This window comes from Metabacillus sp. GQ13 (assembly GCF_059758525.1).
Map to the genome: position 1 here is coordinate 1 of NZ_JCAXET010000035.1, position 17,137 is coordinate 17,137.

Sequence of the window (17,137 nt, forward strand, 5' to 3'; positions counted from 1 at the left end):
TCGAAATTAACGTTGGCACGCTTGGTTTTGTTTAGTTTTCAAAGAACTTTTTAATCGCTACATCAATAAGCGACTTTCATATAATAACATATTATTAGTTTGAAAGTCAACAACATTTTTTAATGTGTTTTAAAACAACGTGTGTCTTAAGCGACGTCTAATAATATATCATTCATAGGGAGATATGTCAACAATAAAAAAAGAAACAAATGGTCTCTCCATTTGTTTACCCTACAATGAATGTTTTGATAATAACTAGAGCTACTAAACCTGGAATTCCTAATATTCCAGAAACAGTTGATGTGATGAGATTTATAGGTATATGTAAATCAATGCTTGTACCAAATGAATTCACAAAAAATAAAAGCAATGCACCTACTACTACCTTTATACATAATCTGCCTATCCAGCGAATAGGACTAATTGGTGCACCTACGAACAAAAGAACAAGAATCAAACCTCCAAGAACTGCGAACACAATAATAGGATCCATTATTCCCCCACTCTCTTTCATAACTTTTGGTTGCTGAATAAATCTTTGTTGCTTTTCACTTGAATTTTTCTCCATACAACTATTTCGTAAAACTTCCTCTCGCCAATCTGTATAGTAGAAAGGTGACTTTCTATACAGTTAAGGTAACGGATTTCCATTTCGATACTTATAAACGTAACTAATCAGCTATATTTCACTTTCTAACTAGATAATTGGCATAAAGGTTAAGAAAAGTGCCTTACTAAATGATATGAACCTGCTATAAAAGTAGAACAAGCGAAGCAAGGAAACTACTTTCCTTTTTTCACACCAGAGATTTCCAAAGAACGATTAGACAATAAAAAGGGCCCAGTATCTAAAATAAGATACTGAACCTGAAAGCTTACTTTCTACTAATCTTGATATTGCGTTGTTTTGCTTCTTTTAATAAGAAAAAGTATTTTACTTCGGCTAACTTTAATTCGTAGAGAACTTGTGAAGAAGGTTCAACGCTTTTTTCAACAAGTTGTTTTTGCCGATTCCACTCTTGTTTCATTGTGAGTAAGTCTTGTAAAAGTTGTTGATCATATTGATTCCTTAACCAACCTTTTCGGCGAAAAAGCATCTTAGTCTCTCCTTTTTCCAACCTAATTTCACTTTACATTTCTCTTCTGCCTTCTATAGCTTTCGATAATGTAACCTCATCTGCATACTCTAAGTCACCACCAACAGGTAAACCATGGGCTATTCTTGTTAATTTAATACCTGAGGGTTTTAATAGTCTTGAAATATACATTGCTGTAGCCTCACCCTCAATATTTGGGTTAGTAGCTAAAATAACCTCTTGTATAACATCATCGTGCAATCTTTTTAATAGTTCAGGAATTTTAATATCCTCCGGACCTATTCCATCCATTGGTGAAATAGAGCCGTGTAGTACATGATATAATCCATTGTATTCTTTCATTTTTTCCATTGCGATCACATCTTTTGGATCTTGAACAACACATATAATGCTTTTTTCACGTCTATTATCTTCACAAATATAGCATGGATCCTGATCAGTAATGTGACCACAGACTGAACAGTAGGATAAATTTCGTTTAGCATTTACTAATGCTTTTGCAAAATCTAACACTACATCTTCCTTCATATTTAAGACAAAAAAAGCCAGACGAACGGCCGTTTTAGGCCCAATTCCTGGCAATTTCATAAAGCTATCAATTAGCTTTGATATCGGTTCAGGATAATGCATGATTAATCCCCCTAGAACATACCCGGTAAGTTCATTCCTTTTGTAAATTGACCCATCGTATCATTTGTTAACTCATCCATCTTCTTTAATGCGTCATTTGTTGCAGCTAATACTAAGTCTTGAAGCATTTCAATATCTTCAGGGTCTACCACTTCTTCTTTAATCGATACGTCAACAATTTCTTTTTGTCCGTTGACAATCACAGTTACCATACCGCCACCAGCTGTACCTTCTATTGTTTGCTCCGAAAGTTCCTCTTGTGCCTTTGCCATATCCTTTTGCATCTTTTGCATTTGCTTCATCATTTTTTGCATATTTCCATTACCGCCACGCATCATATTCTATTCCTCCAATTATTAATCTTTAATTTCAATCAATTCATTTCCAACTAATTTTCTTGCCTCAGAAACAAGTGGATCTTCTTCTTGCTTTTGGTTTGTATCATTATCATCTTTTTGATCTTTTAGGAATTCTTCTCTTATTTTAACCCAATCCTGCTCTGGAACGCCAACCATTTCCAAGTTTTTACCTGTAAATTCTTGAAGTAGGATTTCTAAATTTGAACGAACATTGTTGTTATTTTCTGCAACCATCTTGCAATGAATTTCAAATTTAAACTTTAATATAAAGGCAGTCTCTGATGCAGCAACCGGTTCACTATCATTTAATAAAGCAGCATGCGATACTTTATTTTGTTTCCTTAGGGACTCTAAAAGCTCTCCCCATCTACTTTTTATGATTTCCAGGTCTTTTCTCGTTGCCACTTTAAGTATTTCTTGGATTCTACCTTCAGGGGTTTTATAGCCGCTTTTCATCGACCTTTGTTTTGGTTCCTTTTGAGCTGTTTGTTGTGGTGCAGAAAGGCCTTCCTGTTTTAGGCGATTCAATTCGGATTGTAAACTAGTTATCTTTTCTAGTAGAGAATTGTAGCCTTCTTGATCTGATGGGCGTGTTGCTTCCTTCTGTTGGCAAAGCTTAACAAGAGCCACTTCTAAAAAGATTCGTGGATGATTAGTCCACTTCATCTCTTGTTGGCTTTTACTTAGAATATCAATTGTCTCATAGATCTCGCTAGATGGTATCTTTTTTGTTAACTGAATAAATTGCTCATCCACTGTTACACGCTCTAATACATCCTCTAAGGTTGGTGCTGTTTGATATAAGAGCATATCGCGATAATAATAGATAAAATCTTCTATAAACCTTGCGGGTTCTTTCCCTTGATACATTAACTGATCAAGAGCTTGTAGTGCCGTTGTTACATCTTGTTCATGAATCGCTTCGGAGATCTTTCCTATAAAGCCTTGGGAAACAGAGCCTGTAATAAGTAAGGCTTCTTCCAACCCTACTTGCTCCTCACTATATGAAATGGCTTGGTCAAGGAGACTCAAAGCGTCACGCATACCACCATCTGCCGCTCTAGCAATGACATCTAAAGCTCCCTCTTCCACATTCACTTGCTGATTATGTACGATTTCATTCATTCTTCCAACTATAGCTGCAGCCGTAATACGGCGAAAATCAAAACGTTGACAACGTGAAATAATCGTTAATGGAATTTTATGCGGCTCAGTTGTAGCCAGGATAAAGATAACATGCTGAGGTGGTTCTTCTAATGTTTTTAAAAGCGCATTAAATGCCCCAATTGATAACATATGTACCTCGTCCACAATATATACTTTATATTGTACTGATGATGGGGCATATTTCACCTTATCTCGAATATCTCTAATTTCATCAACACCATTATTAGAAGCAGCATCTATCTCTATAACATCGGAAATTGACCCATTCGTTATTCCCTTGCATGAAGCACATTCATTACATGGCTCCGAAACAGGAGATCTTTCACAGTTTACCGCTTTAGCAAATATCTTAGCCGCACTTGTCTTCCCTGTTCCCCTTGGTCCAGAAAAAAGATACGCATGCGAAAATTTATTTTGTAATAGGGCATTTTGTAACGTTTTAGTGATATGTTCTTGTCCAACTACATCATGAAATGTTTGTGGCCGAAAAACACGATATAATGCTTGATAACCCACAAAAACGTCCCCCTTAATATTCTTCTTTTTTATTATAACAACCAAGCATCGATTTACAAAGGCAAAGTATGTTATTTACGTTTTTTATTGTTCTATTTGTTGGACCTATGTGTTTATAGATAAAGTTTACTTCACAATGTTTGCTGTTTATTGAACACTACAAATTGCTTTTTCACTAAACTTCTTCTTTTTAGCTAAAAACGTATTTTTTAGGAACGAATCGACATAAACAAAAACTCACCCTTTAAAAAAGAGTGAGTCGTTATAATAAATTTAACTGCCGTGCACCTTCCTTCGATTAGCAACCATAGGCGTTACTCAAGCAGTTAGCTCGGCCCAGGCAACCCTGCGGCACATGGGAGCTTCCACTTAATGCTGCTTCCTTCCGGACCTGACATGGTTCGTGGATTCCCATTGCGCAGGACCCGGGCGTCAACACCACTTACTTGAGGCAGCCCTACAGTATGCTAACCTCCAGAAGGGATTCGGCCTCGCTAGAGCGGATTGCGAGTACAGGGCACCGCTACCTCCCCGCTTAGCACGGCAAAATTGAAACCATATTTAGTTGCGACGTTAACTACGACGCTTATATTAGTATATAACCTTATCCCGAAAAATGCAATGCTTACAAAATGTAAGTTTTTCCCTATTTCCATTTCACTTAGGACATGTCGGTTTTCCTTTTCTTTTTCTTCTTACTGGCCCGTAACTCTCTAAAGAACTGACTCAATAATGAACTACAGGCTGCTTCTTCAATACCTCTGGTCACCTCGACCTGATGATTGAAGCGGTCTTCTTGCAATAGATTCATCAATGTCCCAGCACACCCAGCTTTTGGATCTGGAGCCCCATAGACAACACGTTTCACTCTAGAAAGTACAATAGCACCTGCGCACATTGGGCAAGGTTCCAATGTTACATAAAGGGTTACCTCATCTAGTCTCCACGAACCTAATGCCCTACATGCCTCATCAATTGCTAATATTTCAGCATGGGCAATTGATTGCTGGTTTTTCTCACGTAAATTAAATGCCGAGGCAATCACTTGATCACCCTTTACTATAATAGCTCCGATTGGAACCTCACCAATTTCCTGTGCCTTTATTGCTTGTTCAATTGCTAAGTTCATAAAATACTCATCATTATTCATAACTATGCTCCTTATATATTTCCCTTATCTGTCACAACCTATTTGTTAAAGACTATTCCTAAGTGATTATTGCTTTTTAAACATTGCATACTAAAGGAGGAAGGATATGAAGAATCCAAATGAAGTTGCCCTTCTCATTATTGATATGATTAATGACTTCCAATTCGATCATGGTCCTATATTAGCAAAATATGCAAAAGATATCTCATCCAAAATTTTATCGATAAAACGTGAAATGAAAAGAAACGGTATCCCCATCATCTACGTGAACGATCATTTCAATTTATTGAAGGCAGATCTCAATAAGATTGCTGATGCTTGTAAAAACCCACTTAGTGAAGGGATTATTAATACGATCTTCCCTGAGGATGATGAGTACTTTTTAATTAAGCCACATTACTCTGGCTTTTATGATACTGACTTACATACATTACTTTCAAACTTGTCGATAAAAAAACTAATTATAACTGGTATTTCCGGAAATATATGTGTTTTATTTACAGCAAATGATGCTTATATGAGAGGTTATGAAATAATTATCCCCTCTGATTGTACCGCTTCGAATCTCGATGAAGACAATATTTACGCCTTAAAGATGATGAGGAATGTTTTAAAAGCAACAATTACAGTTAGTGGAAATATAAAATTAAACTAACATGAGCCATGTACCCTCCTCATATGATATACAAAACCCCATGAGAAGGAAAATGACGAGAGATACCTCTAAGGTATCACTTTAATGTAGACGAATCAGGTATTTATTTAAACATCATTAATAAATTTCCGTCGTTTCGACTCCAGATCCTTCCCAGTAATAGTATAAGAGGAGGCTAAACATGCAAATACATATTGTCCAACAAGGGCAAACATTGAATGGAATCGCGCAAACCTATAGTTCATCAGTACAAGAAATCGTACGAACAAATCAGATTCCCAATCCTAATAACTTAGTCGTCGGGCAAGCCATTGTTATTCCAATAACGGGGAGGTTCTATTGGGTAAAACAAGGTGACTCATTATATAGTATCGGACAACAATACGGTGTCACTGCCCAAGAATTAGCTAGAATTAATAATATCCCCTTAAACCAACCACTTCACATTGGACTCAGGTTGTATATCCCTGAAAGAGCGAAACGGACAATAGAAACCAATGCCTATATAGAACCTAGAGGTACAACTGTAGCACCAAACTTAGTTCAGGCAGCAAGGGCGACTGCACCTTACCTGACTTACCTTGGACCATTTAGTTTTCAAATTCAAAGAGACGGATCTCTAAAGGAACCTTTACTAAACAACCTCCCTGAAATTGCAAAACAACAAAATGTAACTTTAATGATGGCTATCACCAATCTAGAAAACGACCAATTTAGTGCTGAATTAGGTCAACTTATTTTAACGAATAAGGATATTCAAAATAAACTTTTAGATAATATCGTTTCTACTGCAAAAAAATACGGTTTCCGCGATATTCATTTCGATATGGAATATTTACGACCCGAGGACCGAGAAGCTTATAACCAATTCCTCAGAACGGCTAAAAGTAGATTCAGTCAAGAAGGCTGGCTATTATCTACGGCGCTAGCACCTAAAACAAGTGCAGAACAAAAAGGCCGTTGGTATGAGGCACATGATTACAAGGCACATGGTGAAATAGTTGATTTTGTTGTCATCATGACATATGAATGGGGATATAGCGCTGGTCCTCCAATGGCCGTTTCTCCAATTAATCCAGTTAGAGAAGTGTTGGAATATGCGATTTCTGAGATGCCTAGTAATAAGATAATGATGGGTCAAAATTTATATGGATATGATTGGACATTACCATTTGTCCAGGGTGGGCAGTACGCCAAGGCTGTTAGCCCACAACAAGCGATACAGCTTGCTAGTCAAAATAACGTACCAATTAGATATGACCTAGAAAGTCAGGCTCCACATTTTAATTACACAGCTGAAGACGGCAAAGAACATAAGGTTTGGTTCGAGGATGCCAGATCTATTCAAGCAAAGTTTGATTTAATTAAAGAACTTAATTTACGAGGAATCAGTTATTGGAAGCTAGGTTTGTCCTTTCCACAAAATTGGCTCCTGATCTCGGCTAATTTCGAAGTTGAAAAAAAGTAACTAATTATACTCACCTTTTTGTAAAGTAAGTTCGCAAAAAAATAATTTGTTGTTTACTATTAGATTAAAATATGTCAGATCCCTATACAACCTCTTATATAGACTTTTCAATTTGTAAAAGCCTTATATTCTTGGTTCAAGGGATCTGACTTATTTCCCATGGAATTATATTACTGGAAATATAAACATTGTCACAATCTCTACTCCAAACAGTGCTTGCTATGGTAAAATGAACTTTGCCGATTTTTAAAAGATTGGTGTTTCGTTTTAAAGGAGGACCTATTATGAATATACCCTTTATAACAGTAGAGGGACCGATCGGTGTCGGAAAAACTTCGTTATCAAATGCAATTGCTGACCACTACAAATTTCATTTATTAAAAGAGATTGTCGATGAAAATCCCTTTCTCGGAAAATTTTATACCAACATTGAAGAATGGAGCTTCCAAACTGAAATGTTTTTCCTCTGTAACCGTTATAAACAACTTGAGGATATCAATAAAAATTTCTTGCAAGTGAAAAAGCCTGTTGTAGCAGATTATCATATTTATAAGAATTTGATTTTCGCAAAGCGTACATTAAAAAAGGAACAATATGATAAGTATTTGAAGATATACTCAATCTTAACCGAAGATATGCCCCAACCTAATATCATCATTTATTTACAAGCAAGTCTTGAAACTCTCCTTTCCCGAATTGCTAAAAGGGGACGTGAGGTCGAACGTAATATAAATCCAAACTATCTACAGCAACTTTTAGAAGATTACGAAGCTGCTATGAATCAATGGGAATGTGAACACCCTACTGTACCAGTTATACGATTTGATGGTGACAGTCTAGACTTTATTCAAAATAAAGATGATTTAACACATATATTAAAAACGTTGGACAAGTATTTGCTAAAAGGAGCTAGTATCAATGAATTTACGCACGAAGTATAATATCCCTCACAACTCTGTTATAACAATTGCAGGGACTGTTGGTGTTGGAAAATCAACAATGACAAACGCCTTAGCTACAGCATTAGACTTTAAGACATCATTTGAAAAAGTTGATTCTAATCCTTATTTAGATAAATTTTATGCTGACTTCGAACGTTGGAGTTTTCATTTACAAATTTATTTTCTTGCAGAACGGTTTAAAGAACAAAAGAAAATCTTTGAGTATGGTGGCGGCTTTATCCAAGACCGTTCAATTTACGAAGATACAGGTATTTTTGCAAAGATGCACTATGAAAAAGGGACAATGTCTGAAGTTGATTATGAAACGTATAAAAGTCTCTTCGATGCAATGGTGATGACTCCATATTTCCCACACCCTGATCTGCTCATATACCTAGAAGGAAGCTTGGATGATATCCTATCAAGAATAACGCTACGTGGACGTCCTATGGAACAAAAAACACCTATTTCCTATTGGGAAGAAATGCACCGTCGTTATGAAAACTGGATCAATAACTTCAATGCATGTCCTGTCCTACGAATAAACATCAATGATTACGATATAATGACAAATGAAAAAACAATCGAGCCTATTATTGAAAGTATCGGTGATTTCATTGAACAATCAAGACTATTAAGAAAACCATAATTACTATTCAACGAAAACACTTGATAATACAACTTACTTTATATACAAAAAGAGGCTTCTCTCTATGATTAACCCGTTAACTACTTAATGGATTAATAGAGATAGCCTCTTTTTTATAATTTTAGGTGAAACTACTTATTAGAAAAACATAAAAAAAACCGCTACAATAAATGTAACAGTTTTATCAATCTCCCATATTTTATGCGCTAATATGAGGGTTAAATTTAAAGTTATGGAGGAGGAAGGGGGATTCGAACCCCCGCGGGTTTTGACACCCCTGTCGGTTTTCAAGACCGATCCCTTCAGCCGGACTTGGGTATTCCTCCGTTTCGACAAGATTTATCTTATCATATCCTAAATAAACTTGTCAACAATATTACTGGGTTTTTTATGTCTTTTTAATTTTTTTACAACTTATAAAAATTAATTTTTCACCGTAAACCTAAAGTACTAACTAATACACACATTAAAATACTAGAGAAATCCATAAAAGACGACTTCTCTAGTTTGTACGATAAATGGGAATCTATACTATATCTTTATTTCGTATTCATACTTATGCGTTCTTTATTGCCCATGTATGGTCGTAACACATCAGGAATAATAACAGATCCATCATGCTGTTGATAGTTTTCTAAAATGGCGGCTACCGTTCTACCGATTGCTAAACCTGAGCCATTTAGTGTATGAACATGTTCCACCTTTGCCTTTGCGTCACGTCTGAAGCGGATATTTGCTCTGCGTGCTTGGAAAGACTCAAAATTACTGCAAGAAGAAATTTCACGATATGTTCCATAGCTCGGAATCCAAACCTCAAGGTCATACTTTTTCGCTGCAGTAAAGCCTAAATCAGCTGTACACATACTTAATACTCTATAAGGGAGATTCAATAACTGTAGGACCCTTTCTGCGTGTCCTGTTAACTTCTCAAGCTCCTCATATGAATCTTCTGGCTTAACAAATCGAACTAACTCTACTTTGTTAAATTGGTGCTGACGAATCAACCCTCTTGTATCCCTTCCTGCAGATCCCGCTTCAGAACGAAAGTTTGCACTAAATGCTGCATAACCAATCGGTAATTGATCAACATTAAGTATTTCCTCACGGTGTAGATTTGTAACAGGCACCTCAGCTGTTGGAATCAAGAAATAATCTTCTCCGTCAATTTTAAAGGCATCTTCTTCAAATTTTGGTAATTGGCCTGTTCCAATCATACTATCACGATTAACGATGTATGGAGGCAATATTTCAGTATAGCCATGCTCGTCTACATGTAAATCCAACATGAAGTTAAAGAGTGCTCTCTCTAGTCTTGCACCTAGGCCACGATAAAAGACGAAACGGCTTCCAGTTACCTTTGCTGCGCGTTCGAAATCTAGAATTTCAAGTTCATCAGCTACTTCCCAGTGTGGCTTTGGTTCAAAACCAAACTGCGGTAGCTCACCCCAATTACGAATCTCTACATTATCGTCCTCTGTATCACCGATAGGGACACTATCATGAGGAATATTTGGGATAGATAAAAGTAATTGTTCTAAATCAGTTTCTACCGCGCGTAACTGATCATCCAAACCTTTAATTTCTTCTCCAACGGTTTTCATTGCTAGGATTAAATCATTAGCATCCTTCTTCTCCCGCTTCAATTGAGCAATTTGAGAAGACGCCTCATTCCGTTTGTTTTTTAATACCTCAGTTGAAGAGATTAACTCTCTTCTCTTTTTATCCAGTTGTTCAAATTTACCGAAGTCTGTTAAGTCTTCTCCGCGTTTTGATAATTTCTCCTTAATTGACTCCAGGTTAGCTCGTAAATAACGAATATCAAGCATGATTAGATCTCCTTTTATACTTTATTATTTGGGTTTCGAAAAGCATCTTTAATTTTTCTATACAACTAACGTTGAATACGAATACCGTCCGCTAATGTTATGGTGGAAGCCAAATCTTCTACAAAACAACAAAAAACTCCCGTCCCCAAAAGGGACGAGAGTTACCCGCGTTGCCACCCTAGTTAAACGTACATGTTGTACGTTTCACTTAATGAATAACGGTCATAGCCGGAACTGCCTACTTTAACCAAGTTAGTTCAGCAATTCATTCAAGGATGGATTCACAAGTAGCTAACACCGATTTCCACCAACCATCGGCTCTCTTTAGTTAGAAACTCTTGTTACTAGTTCCTTTCATCACGTTCACTTATATAATTTTGTAATCATAATTTACTACAAGTTTGCTGCACCTGCAAGTATTTTATGCATCGCTTTTGTAGTTTTTAAGGATGATAATTGACTGACTTAACATACGAAATACGAACGAAAGCCATCGCCGACTATTTTGACTCTTTTACCATATTTATAAACAGTTGAGTCATACGATTGTCATCTGTTAACTCAGGATGAAACGAACACCCTAAGAATTGACCTTGACGAGCTGCAACAATTCGACCATTGTGTTTCGATAAGATTTCTACATCTTCTCCTACTTCTACGATGTGTGGAGCACGAATAAATACTCCGACAAAATCCTCTCCTACACCTGTAATCATTAATTCAGCTTCAAAGCTTTCCTTTTGTCTACCAAATGAATTACGTTCAACTGTTGCATCCAGGAGCCCCAAATGTGGCGAATTATATCCTACTACGTTTTTAGCAAGTAATATTAAACCCGCACATGTACCAAACATAGGCTTTCCAGTTGAAGCAAAATCCTGCAAAGGCTCCATAAAGCCATATTTATCTATTAACCGACGCATTGTCGTGCTCTCGCCGCCAGGAATGATTAAACCATCTATCTCATTCAGTTGGTCGATTGTTTTTACGACAATACCCTTAGCACCACATGCTTCTATAGAACGAATATGTTCTCTTACAGCACCTTGTAATCCTAAAACACCGATATTTAGCATTTATAAAAACTCCTTTTAATTACCAACCACGTTCTTGCATTCTATTTTCAGGTAATAGACTTGAAATTTCAATTCCTTGCATCGCAGATCCAAGTCCTTTTGAAAGTTTAGCTATTAATTCATAGTCTTGGTAGTGGGTAGTTGCCTCAACAATTGCCCGAGCAAATTTAGCTGGATTTTCTGACTTAAAGATTCCAGAGCCAACAAATACTCCGTCCGCCCCTAACTGCATCATTAAAGCTGCATCAGCTGGTGTAGCGATACCACCTGCTGCGAAGTTAACAACTGGCAATTTCCCTTCTTTCTTAATTTGAACAAGAAGTTCATATGGAGCACCTAAATTTTTAGCTTCTGTCATTAATTCATCATTACTCATAGTAGAAACTTTACGGATTTGTGCATTTACTTTACGCATATGACGAACAGCTTCAACAATATTTCCCGTTCCTGGTTCACCTTTTGTACGAAGCATTGATGCTCCTTCAGCGATACGACGAGTAGCTTCTCCTAGGTCACGACAACCACATACGAATGGGACTGTGTAGTCACTTTTCAAAAGGTGGTATTCTTCATCAGCAGGTGTTAATACTTCACTTTCATCTAGGTAATCTACCCCCATTGCTTCAAGTATGCGCGCTTCAACGATATGTCCGATACGAGCCTTTGCCATTACCGGTATTGAAACTGCACCCATTACTTCTTCAATGATTGTAGGGTCAGCCATTCTAGCTACTCCACCAGCAGCACGAATATCAGCTGGGACACGCTCAAGTGCCATTACTGCTACAGCACCAGCTTCCTCTGCTATTTTAGCTTGCTCCGCATTGACAACGTCCATAATAACGCCGCCCTTTTGCATTTCTGCCATACCACGCTTAACGCGGTCAGTACCTGTTGTATTACTCATTATGTTTGTCCCCCTTATGTAATTTCCTATAGTAGGATTTGTAATAGATTATTAAAAATTCACCTAAGCTATATTTTATCCTAACTTTTAAAAAAATCCTATTAAAATAACACGAATTAGTAAAACAATTCATAAATGATTTACTATTCTCTCACTTCTTATTAAACACTTCACACATACAATGTTACTTTTCATGTTAGGAACGAAGTAGCACTTACTAATATTGGCTTAACAACTATTTTTTATAAAATAAATAAAGGCCCCTATGGAAGGAGCCTTTCAATTAAAACCAACTTTTCACAGTATCTGTTACTGTTCCCCAAAGCCCACTAAAGAAACCACCAATTCCTCTCATTGATAAAACAAACCAATTCGCCTTCTCAACAGCTTCTTTTGTAACAAGCTCTACTTGTGGTGACTTATCTTTTTCAATAAAGCTTAATGGCTCTCCTTCACCACTATAATTCACGACCATCGTACCTACTTTTTGGCCCTTCTTTACTGGTGCAGTCATTTCGCCCTTTTTAGTTAACTGGCCCTCATCAAACTTATATGTTGGTTTATAGGCATCTTCCTCACCATTTTTTACAACAAGAGATATTGGGTCCTTTGTTTGTATAGAAACATTATCTTCTTTTCCCTTTACAACAGGTAGTGTAGATTGTTTTTTGATTTGATGATTAGCAGGGAAAACCTCTTCCACTTTAAATGTCCCAAATGCATGATCTAACATCTTTTTCGTTTCTGTAAATCTTGGAGTATGCAGAGATCCACTATCATCTTTCGCATTCATAACAACACTAATTACACGCATACCATCTTTAACAGCAGTAGCAGTAAAACAAGATCCAGCATTATCTGTTGAACCTGTTTTCAGACCATCTACACCTGGATATTCATAGACTAACCCTGGTAGCATCCAGTTCCAGTTCGGCATGTTCGTCTTATCATCTGTACCATCTCTAAAAACAGCTTTTGGAATGCTTGACGTTTTAATAACATCGGGGTAATCTTGAATCAATTTTTGAGAAAGATGTGCCATATCTCGAGCTGATAATTGATTCTCACCATCAGCATTAGTGCCCTCTGGATGCATACCCATTAGATCCTTATTTTCTAAACCTGTAGCATTAACAAATTCATAGTTTGTTAAGCCAAGTTCCTTTGCCTTTTCATTCATCATTTTAACGAAAGCAGATTCGCTGCCTGCAATTATTTCCGCTAGGCCAATAGCGGCTCCGTTAGCAGAGTAAATCGCCATTGCTTCATATAGCTCTTCAACTGTATATGAACCATCTTGTCTTAGAGGTACATTTGAAAGAGATGTATTCTGAGATATTTTATATACATATTCACTTGGCACATATTTTTTATCCCACTTAATCTTTTTTTCCTTAATCGCCTCTAGTACCAAATATTCCGTCATAACCTTTGCCATACTTGCTACAGGTAATTTCTCATCGATATTTTTACCATACAGGATCGTTCCAGTTGACTCTTCAATAATAATTGCAGAGCTTGCATTAATCGCGATTGGCTCCTCAGCCGCACTTACAGTCGAGTATGGTTGAAGCATTGAAACAATAAATGTAACAGTAAATAAGATTGCAATTAACTGACTAATTTTCTTATGGTTCAAGTGGTCTACCTCCAGATTCATTTTTATCAGGGCTTGCGAATAGCCTTTATCTATATAAACATCCATTTTTTTATAGAAAATACGAATTACACTACGAAACAACAAGATTGATTTTATCATAGAAAGGACAAAAAAAATAGACAGAGTATAAGACTCTGTCAAATGTTATAGTTCTGTCATATTTAACACAATTTCTTACAGTGAATAATTAGGTGCTTCCTTGGTAATTTGTACATCATGAGGGTGACTTTCTTTTAAACCTGCTCCCGTCATTCGTATAAACTGTGAGTTCTCTCTTAATTCTAGAAGGTCCTTTGTACCACAATATCCCATACCAGAACGAATACCACCTATAAGTTGATAAATTGTTTCTGATAGAGGTCCTTTATATGGAGTTCTACCTTCAATACCTTCAGGCACAAACTTTTTATTATCCTCCTGAAAGTAACGATCCTTACTTCCCTTTTCCATTGCAGCAACTGAACCCATACCGCGATATACCTTAAAACGTCTTCCTTGGAAAATTTCAGTATCCCCAGGACTCTCAGATGTTCCAGCAAGTAGACTTCCTAACATGACAGCGTGCCCGCCTGCTGCTAGAGCTTTTACCATATCACCAGAATATTTAATTCCTCCATCAGCAATAATAGATACACCATGCTTTCTAGCCTCTGTTGCACAGTCAAATACTGCAGTGATTTGAGGAACACCTACACCAGCAACAACTCTAGTCGTACAAATTGATCCTGGGCCAATTCCAACTTTAACGACATTTGCACCAGCATCAATTAATGCCTTAGTAGCCTCAGCAGTTGCGATATTACCGGCTATAATATTTAAATTAGGGTATTCTGTTCTTATTGCTTTAACTGTTTCTAATACACCCTTAGAATGACCGTGTGCAGTATCGACAACAATTGCATCTACACTTTTTTCAACTAATTTCTCAACACGTACCATGGTATCAGCAGTTACTCCTACAGCAGCTGCAACAATTAAACGACCTTGCTCATCTTTTGCTGAATTCGGGAATTCAATTACCTTTTCAATATCTTTTATTGTAATAAGTCCTTTTAACACACCGTTTTCATCAACAAGAGGCAACTTTTCAATTTTATATTTCTGTAAAATACTCTCTGCATCTTTTAATGTTGTACCTACACCAGCGGTAACAAGATTTTCCTTTGTCATAACATCGCTGATTAATGTTGAGTAGTCTTGAATAAATCGCATATCTCGATTTGTAATGATTCCGACTAATTTCTGTTCTTCAGGGTTGTTTACAATTGGAACACCAGATATTCTATATTTGCTCATTAAATGTTCTGCATCAAACACTTGATGATCTGGAGTTAAGTAAAATGGATCGGTTATAACTCCTCTTTCAGATCGTTTAACTTTATCAACCTGCTCTGCTTGTTGCTCAATCGACATATTTTTATGAATAACACCTAATCCACCCTGTCTCGCAATTGCAATCGCAAGCTCGGCCTCAGTTACAGTATCCATACCAGCGCTCATTATTGGGATATTTAATTTTAAACTCGATGTTAGGTTTACACTTAAATCTACATCTCTTGGTAATACCTCAGAACTAGCTGGTACTAATAACACATCATCAAAAGTTAAGCCTTCTTTAGAAAATTTTTGTTCCCACATAGTAAATCCCCCTTTTTTCGGCAAAATATTATTAGTAGATTATCAACAGTCACAGCAACTGTCAAGGATGGAACGATTAGTTCGAATATTTAGAATATAACTATTGGAGTGTACAATTATGAATTCATTGACTTGGGAACGTTTACTTTCTTATCATTCAACAGAAACTATTCAAAAAAAATTACAAAAACATTATGAACAACTTTCAATTGAAAATGCTAGCGAGCTTTCCTATGAAAATTGCTACCGTTTTGTATATTTCCTTAAACATGGTGAAAATTTCTTCTTACAAGCTAGTCAATCTCCACACGCTATTCAACCAATGCTTCTCTTTTATGGGATATCACAATTAATAAAAGCAGGTCTTATTACAATTGATCCGACATACCCATCCACATCCTCTGTTCTTGCCCATGGTGTAACAAGTAGAAAACGAAAAAAGCAACAGTACCAATTTTTAAAAGACGAGATTAAAATACAAAGAAATGGTCTGTTTTCTCATGTTGCTAATAAACTATTTCAAATTAACCATTTAGAAGCTGAAAAATATTCTATGGAATTGTTGTTAAAGCAAATTGCCGAAATGAATGATGCCTTTTTATTTCATCAATCAACATCTCATTTTATAAAAATTGAGATGGCTAATAACCAAATTATTATCCCAGAAAAAACAGCACAACACTTTCACATGTCTTCCAAACGACTTGCAGAATACATTCAAGAAAGATATCCGTATGAGCAGGTACCAGCTACTCCAACAGACCCAGTGTACCTGAAAGGTATTAAACCGATAAGTGCATATAATTGTCTTCCGTTTTCATATCATCTTGAAGAAAAGCAATTATACCTGCCAACCGCCAGAGAATCATTACTCAATTTACCAGAGTTACTTGTTCATTATCTTTTGTTATATAACTTAAGTATGATTTCACGATATGAGACAGAATGGTGGTATGACCTTTTACTTGGAACAAATAGTGATGATTATCCGTTCATTTTGAGATATATTGAAATTGCTAAACGAAAGGTACCACGTATTATTCTCGACTTTCTAGAACATAATTTATAACAACATCCATAAACACAACACATAGTTTTCCGTTTTTGGATTTCGACTTTTGATAATCGATGAATTTCTTCATCAGTCTTCTAGACTTTCTTGCTTCTTCCACCCCCTAGGCTGACAAGGGTATTGCTAGTTTATAATTTTTTTTAAAGACCATTATTTCTATTGATCTCATTTCTATTTACCTGGCAACGTCCTACTCTCACAGGGGGAGACCCCCAACTACCACATTGGCGCCAGAGCTTAACTTCCGTGTTCGAGGTTCGGCTTGCGATAAGCGGCGAATCTCTTCGTCTTCTTGCTTCTCCCAACCCTCGGACTAGTATACTAAC

The 17,137-nt window shown here is 36.6% G+C and carries 17 protein-coding genes, 1 tRNA gene, 1 other RNA gene and 1 other annotated feature; of the genes, 5 read left to right on the forward strand and 14 right to left on the reverse strand.

Going from position 1 to position 17,137, the window contains the following annotated elements; translation table 11 throughout:
- Positions 1 to 226: 226 nt before the first annotated feature.
- From AC6CHR_RS24570 to tadA, 7 genes are all read right to left on the reverse strand, one after another.
- Entirely contained in the window at positions 227 to 568 is a 342-nt protein-coding gene (locus tag AC6CHR_RS24570) for a pro-sigmaK processing inhibitor BofA family protein (protein ID WP_498251808.1), read from the reverse strand.
- Between the two features lie 307 nt (positions 569 to 875).
- On the reverse strand, positions 876 to 1,097 hold the full coding sequence (locus AC6CHR_RS24575; RefSeq protein ID WP_498251810.1) for a YaaL family protein: 222 nt from the start codon (positions 1,095 to 1,097) through the stop codon (positions 876 to 878).
- 33 nt (positions 1,098 to 1,130) lie between these two features.
- Positions 1,131 to 1,727, reverse strand: a complete 597-nt coding sequence (recR, locus tag AC6CHR_RS24580; RefSeq protein WP_498251811.1) for a recombination mediator RecR — start codon at positions 1,725 to 1,727, stop codon at positions 1,131 to 1,133.
- An 11-nt stretch (positions 1,728 to 1,738) separates the two neighbouring features.
- A complete protein-coding gene (locus tag AC6CHR_RS24585; RefSeq protein WP_498251824.1) occupies positions 1,739 to 2,062 on the reverse strand; it encodes a YbaB/EbfC family nucleoid-associated protein in 324 nt (107 codons plus the stop codon).
- Between the two features lie 21 nt (positions 2,063 to 2,083).
- Positions 2,084 to 3,769 (reverse strand): DNA polymerase III subunit gamma/tau, encoded by a 1,686-nt coding sequence (gene dnaX, locus AC6CHR_RS24590; RefSeq protein WP_498251812.1) that lies wholly within the window; start codon positions 3,767 to 3,769, stop codon positions 2,084 to 2,086.
- A gap of 280 nt (positions 3,770 to 4,049) precedes the next feature.
- Positions 4,050 to 4,313: signal recognition particle sRNA large type (gene ffs, locus AC6CHR_RS24595), an RNA gene on the reverse strand.
- Positions 4,314 to 4,430: 117 nt separating this feature from the next.
- On the reverse strand, positions 4,431 to 4,919 hold the full coding sequence (tadA, locus tag AC6CHR_RS24600) for a tRNA adenosine(34) deaminase TadA (RefSeq protein WP_498251813.1): 489 nt from the start codon (positions 4,917 to 4,919) through the stop codon (positions 4,431 to 4,433).
- A 106-nt stretch (positions 4,920 to 5,025) separates the two neighbouring features.
- Here tadA and AC6CHR_RS24605 point away from each other — a divergent pair, with 106 nt between their 5' ends.
- The 4 genes from AC6CHR_RS24605 to AC6CHR_RS24620 all read left to right on the forward strand — a co-directional run bounded on the left by AC6CHR_RS24605 (position 5,026) and on the right by AC6CHR_RS24620 (position 8,632).
- Entirely contained in the window at positions 5,026 to 5,574 is a 549-nt protein-coding gene (locus tag AC6CHR_RS24605) for a cysteine hydrolase family protein (protein WP_498251814.1), read from the forward strand.
- 181 nt (positions 5,575 to 5,755) lie between these two features.
- The gene (locus tag AC6CHR_RS24610) at positions 5,756 to 7,042 is read left to right on the forward strand and encodes a glycoside hydrolase family 18 protein (protein ID WP_498251815.1); all 1,287 of its coding nucleotides are present in this window, start codon (positions 5,756 to 5,758) and stop codon (positions 7,040 to 7,042) included.
- Positions 7,043 to 7,323: 281 nt separating this feature from the next.
- On the forward strand, positions 7,324 to 7,983 hold the full coding sequence (locus AC6CHR_RS24615; protein ID WP_498251825.1) for a deoxynucleoside kinase: 660 nt from the start codon (positions 7,324 to 7,326) through the stop codon (positions 7,981 to 7,983).
- Positions 7,961 to 8,632 carry a deoxynucleoside kinase gene (locus AC6CHR_RS24620; protein WP_498251816.1) on the forward strand — a complete coding sequence of 224 codons (672 nt, stop codon included), beginning with the start codon at positions 7,961 to 7,963 and terminating at the stop codon, positions 8,630 to 8,632. The genes AC6CHR_RS24615 and AC6CHR_RS24620 overlap by 23 nt, the downstream gene beginning before the upstream one ends.
- A 233-nt stretch (positions 8,633 to 8,865) precedes the next feature.
- Here the strand turns inward: AC6CHR_RS24620 and AC6CHR_RS24625 are convergent.
- The 6 genes from AC6CHR_RS24625 to guaB all read right to left on the reverse strand — a co-directional run bounded on the left by AC6CHR_RS24625 (position 8,866) and on the right by guaB (position 15,739).
- Positions 8,866 to 8,958, reverse strand: a tRNA-Ser gene (locus AC6CHR_RS24625).
- 213 nt (positions 8,959 to 9,171) lie between these two features.
- Positions 9,172 to 10,458 (reverse strand): serine--tRNA ligase, encoded by a 1,287-nt coding sequence (gene serS, locus AC6CHR_RS24630; protein ID WP_498251817.1) that lies wholly within the window; start codon positions 10,456 to 10,458, stop codon positions 9,172 to 9,174.
- A 147-nt stretch (positions 10,459 to 10,605) separates the two neighbouring features.
- Positions 10,606 to 10,825 (reverse strand) — a binding site (T-box leader).
- A 133-nt stretch (positions 10,826 to 10,958) separates the two neighbouring features.
- A complete protein-coding gene (gene pdxT, locus AC6CHR_RS24635; RefSeq protein WP_498251818.1) occupies positions 10,959 to 11,534 on the reverse strand; it encodes a pyridoxal 5'-phosphate synthase glutaminase subunit PdxT in 576 nt (191 codons plus the stop codon).
- Positions 11,535 to 11,553: 19 nt separating this feature from the next.
- Positions 11,554 to 12,441 (reverse strand): pyridoxal 5'-phosphate synthase lyase subunit PdxS, encoded by an 888-nt coding sequence (gene pdxS, locus AC6CHR_RS24640; RefSeq protein WP_498251819.1) that lies wholly within the window; start codon positions 12,439 to 12,441, stop codon positions 11,554 to 11,556.
- A gap of 283 nt (positions 12,442 to 12,724) precedes the next feature.
- Complete coding sequence (locus AC6CHR_RS24645; protein WP_498251820.1) at positions 12,725 to 14,080, reverse strand: D-alanyl-D-alanine carboxypeptidase family protein; 1,356 nt, start codon at positions 14,078 to 14,080, stop codon at positions 12,725 to 12,727.
- 195 nt (positions 14,081 to 14,275) lie between these two features.
- Positions 14,276 to 15,739 carry an IMP dehydrogenase gene (guaB, locus tag AC6CHR_RS24650; protein ID WP_498251821.1) on the reverse strand — a complete coding sequence of 488 codons (1,464 nt, stop codon included), beginning with the start codon at positions 15,737 to 15,739 and terminating at the stop codon, positions 14,276 to 14,278.
- A gap of 118 nt (positions 15,740 to 15,857) precedes the next feature.
- On the opposite strand from guaB, the gene AC6CHR_RS24655 reads away from it, so the two are divergent.
- Positions 15,858 to 16,808 (forward strand): YaaC family protein, encoded by a 951-nt coding sequence (locus AC6CHR_RS24655; RefSeq protein WP_498251822.1) that lies wholly within the window; start codon positions 15,858 to 15,860, stop codon positions 16,806 to 16,808.
- A 143-nt stretch (positions 16,809 to 16,951) separates the two neighbouring features.
- Here AC6CHR_RS24655 and AC6CHR_RS24660 read toward each other — a convergent pair.
- A partial coding sequence (locus tag AC6CHR_RS24660) for a hypothetical protein (protein ID WP_498251823.1) occupies positions 16,952 to 17,137 on the reverse strand: 186 nt, incomplete at its 5' end.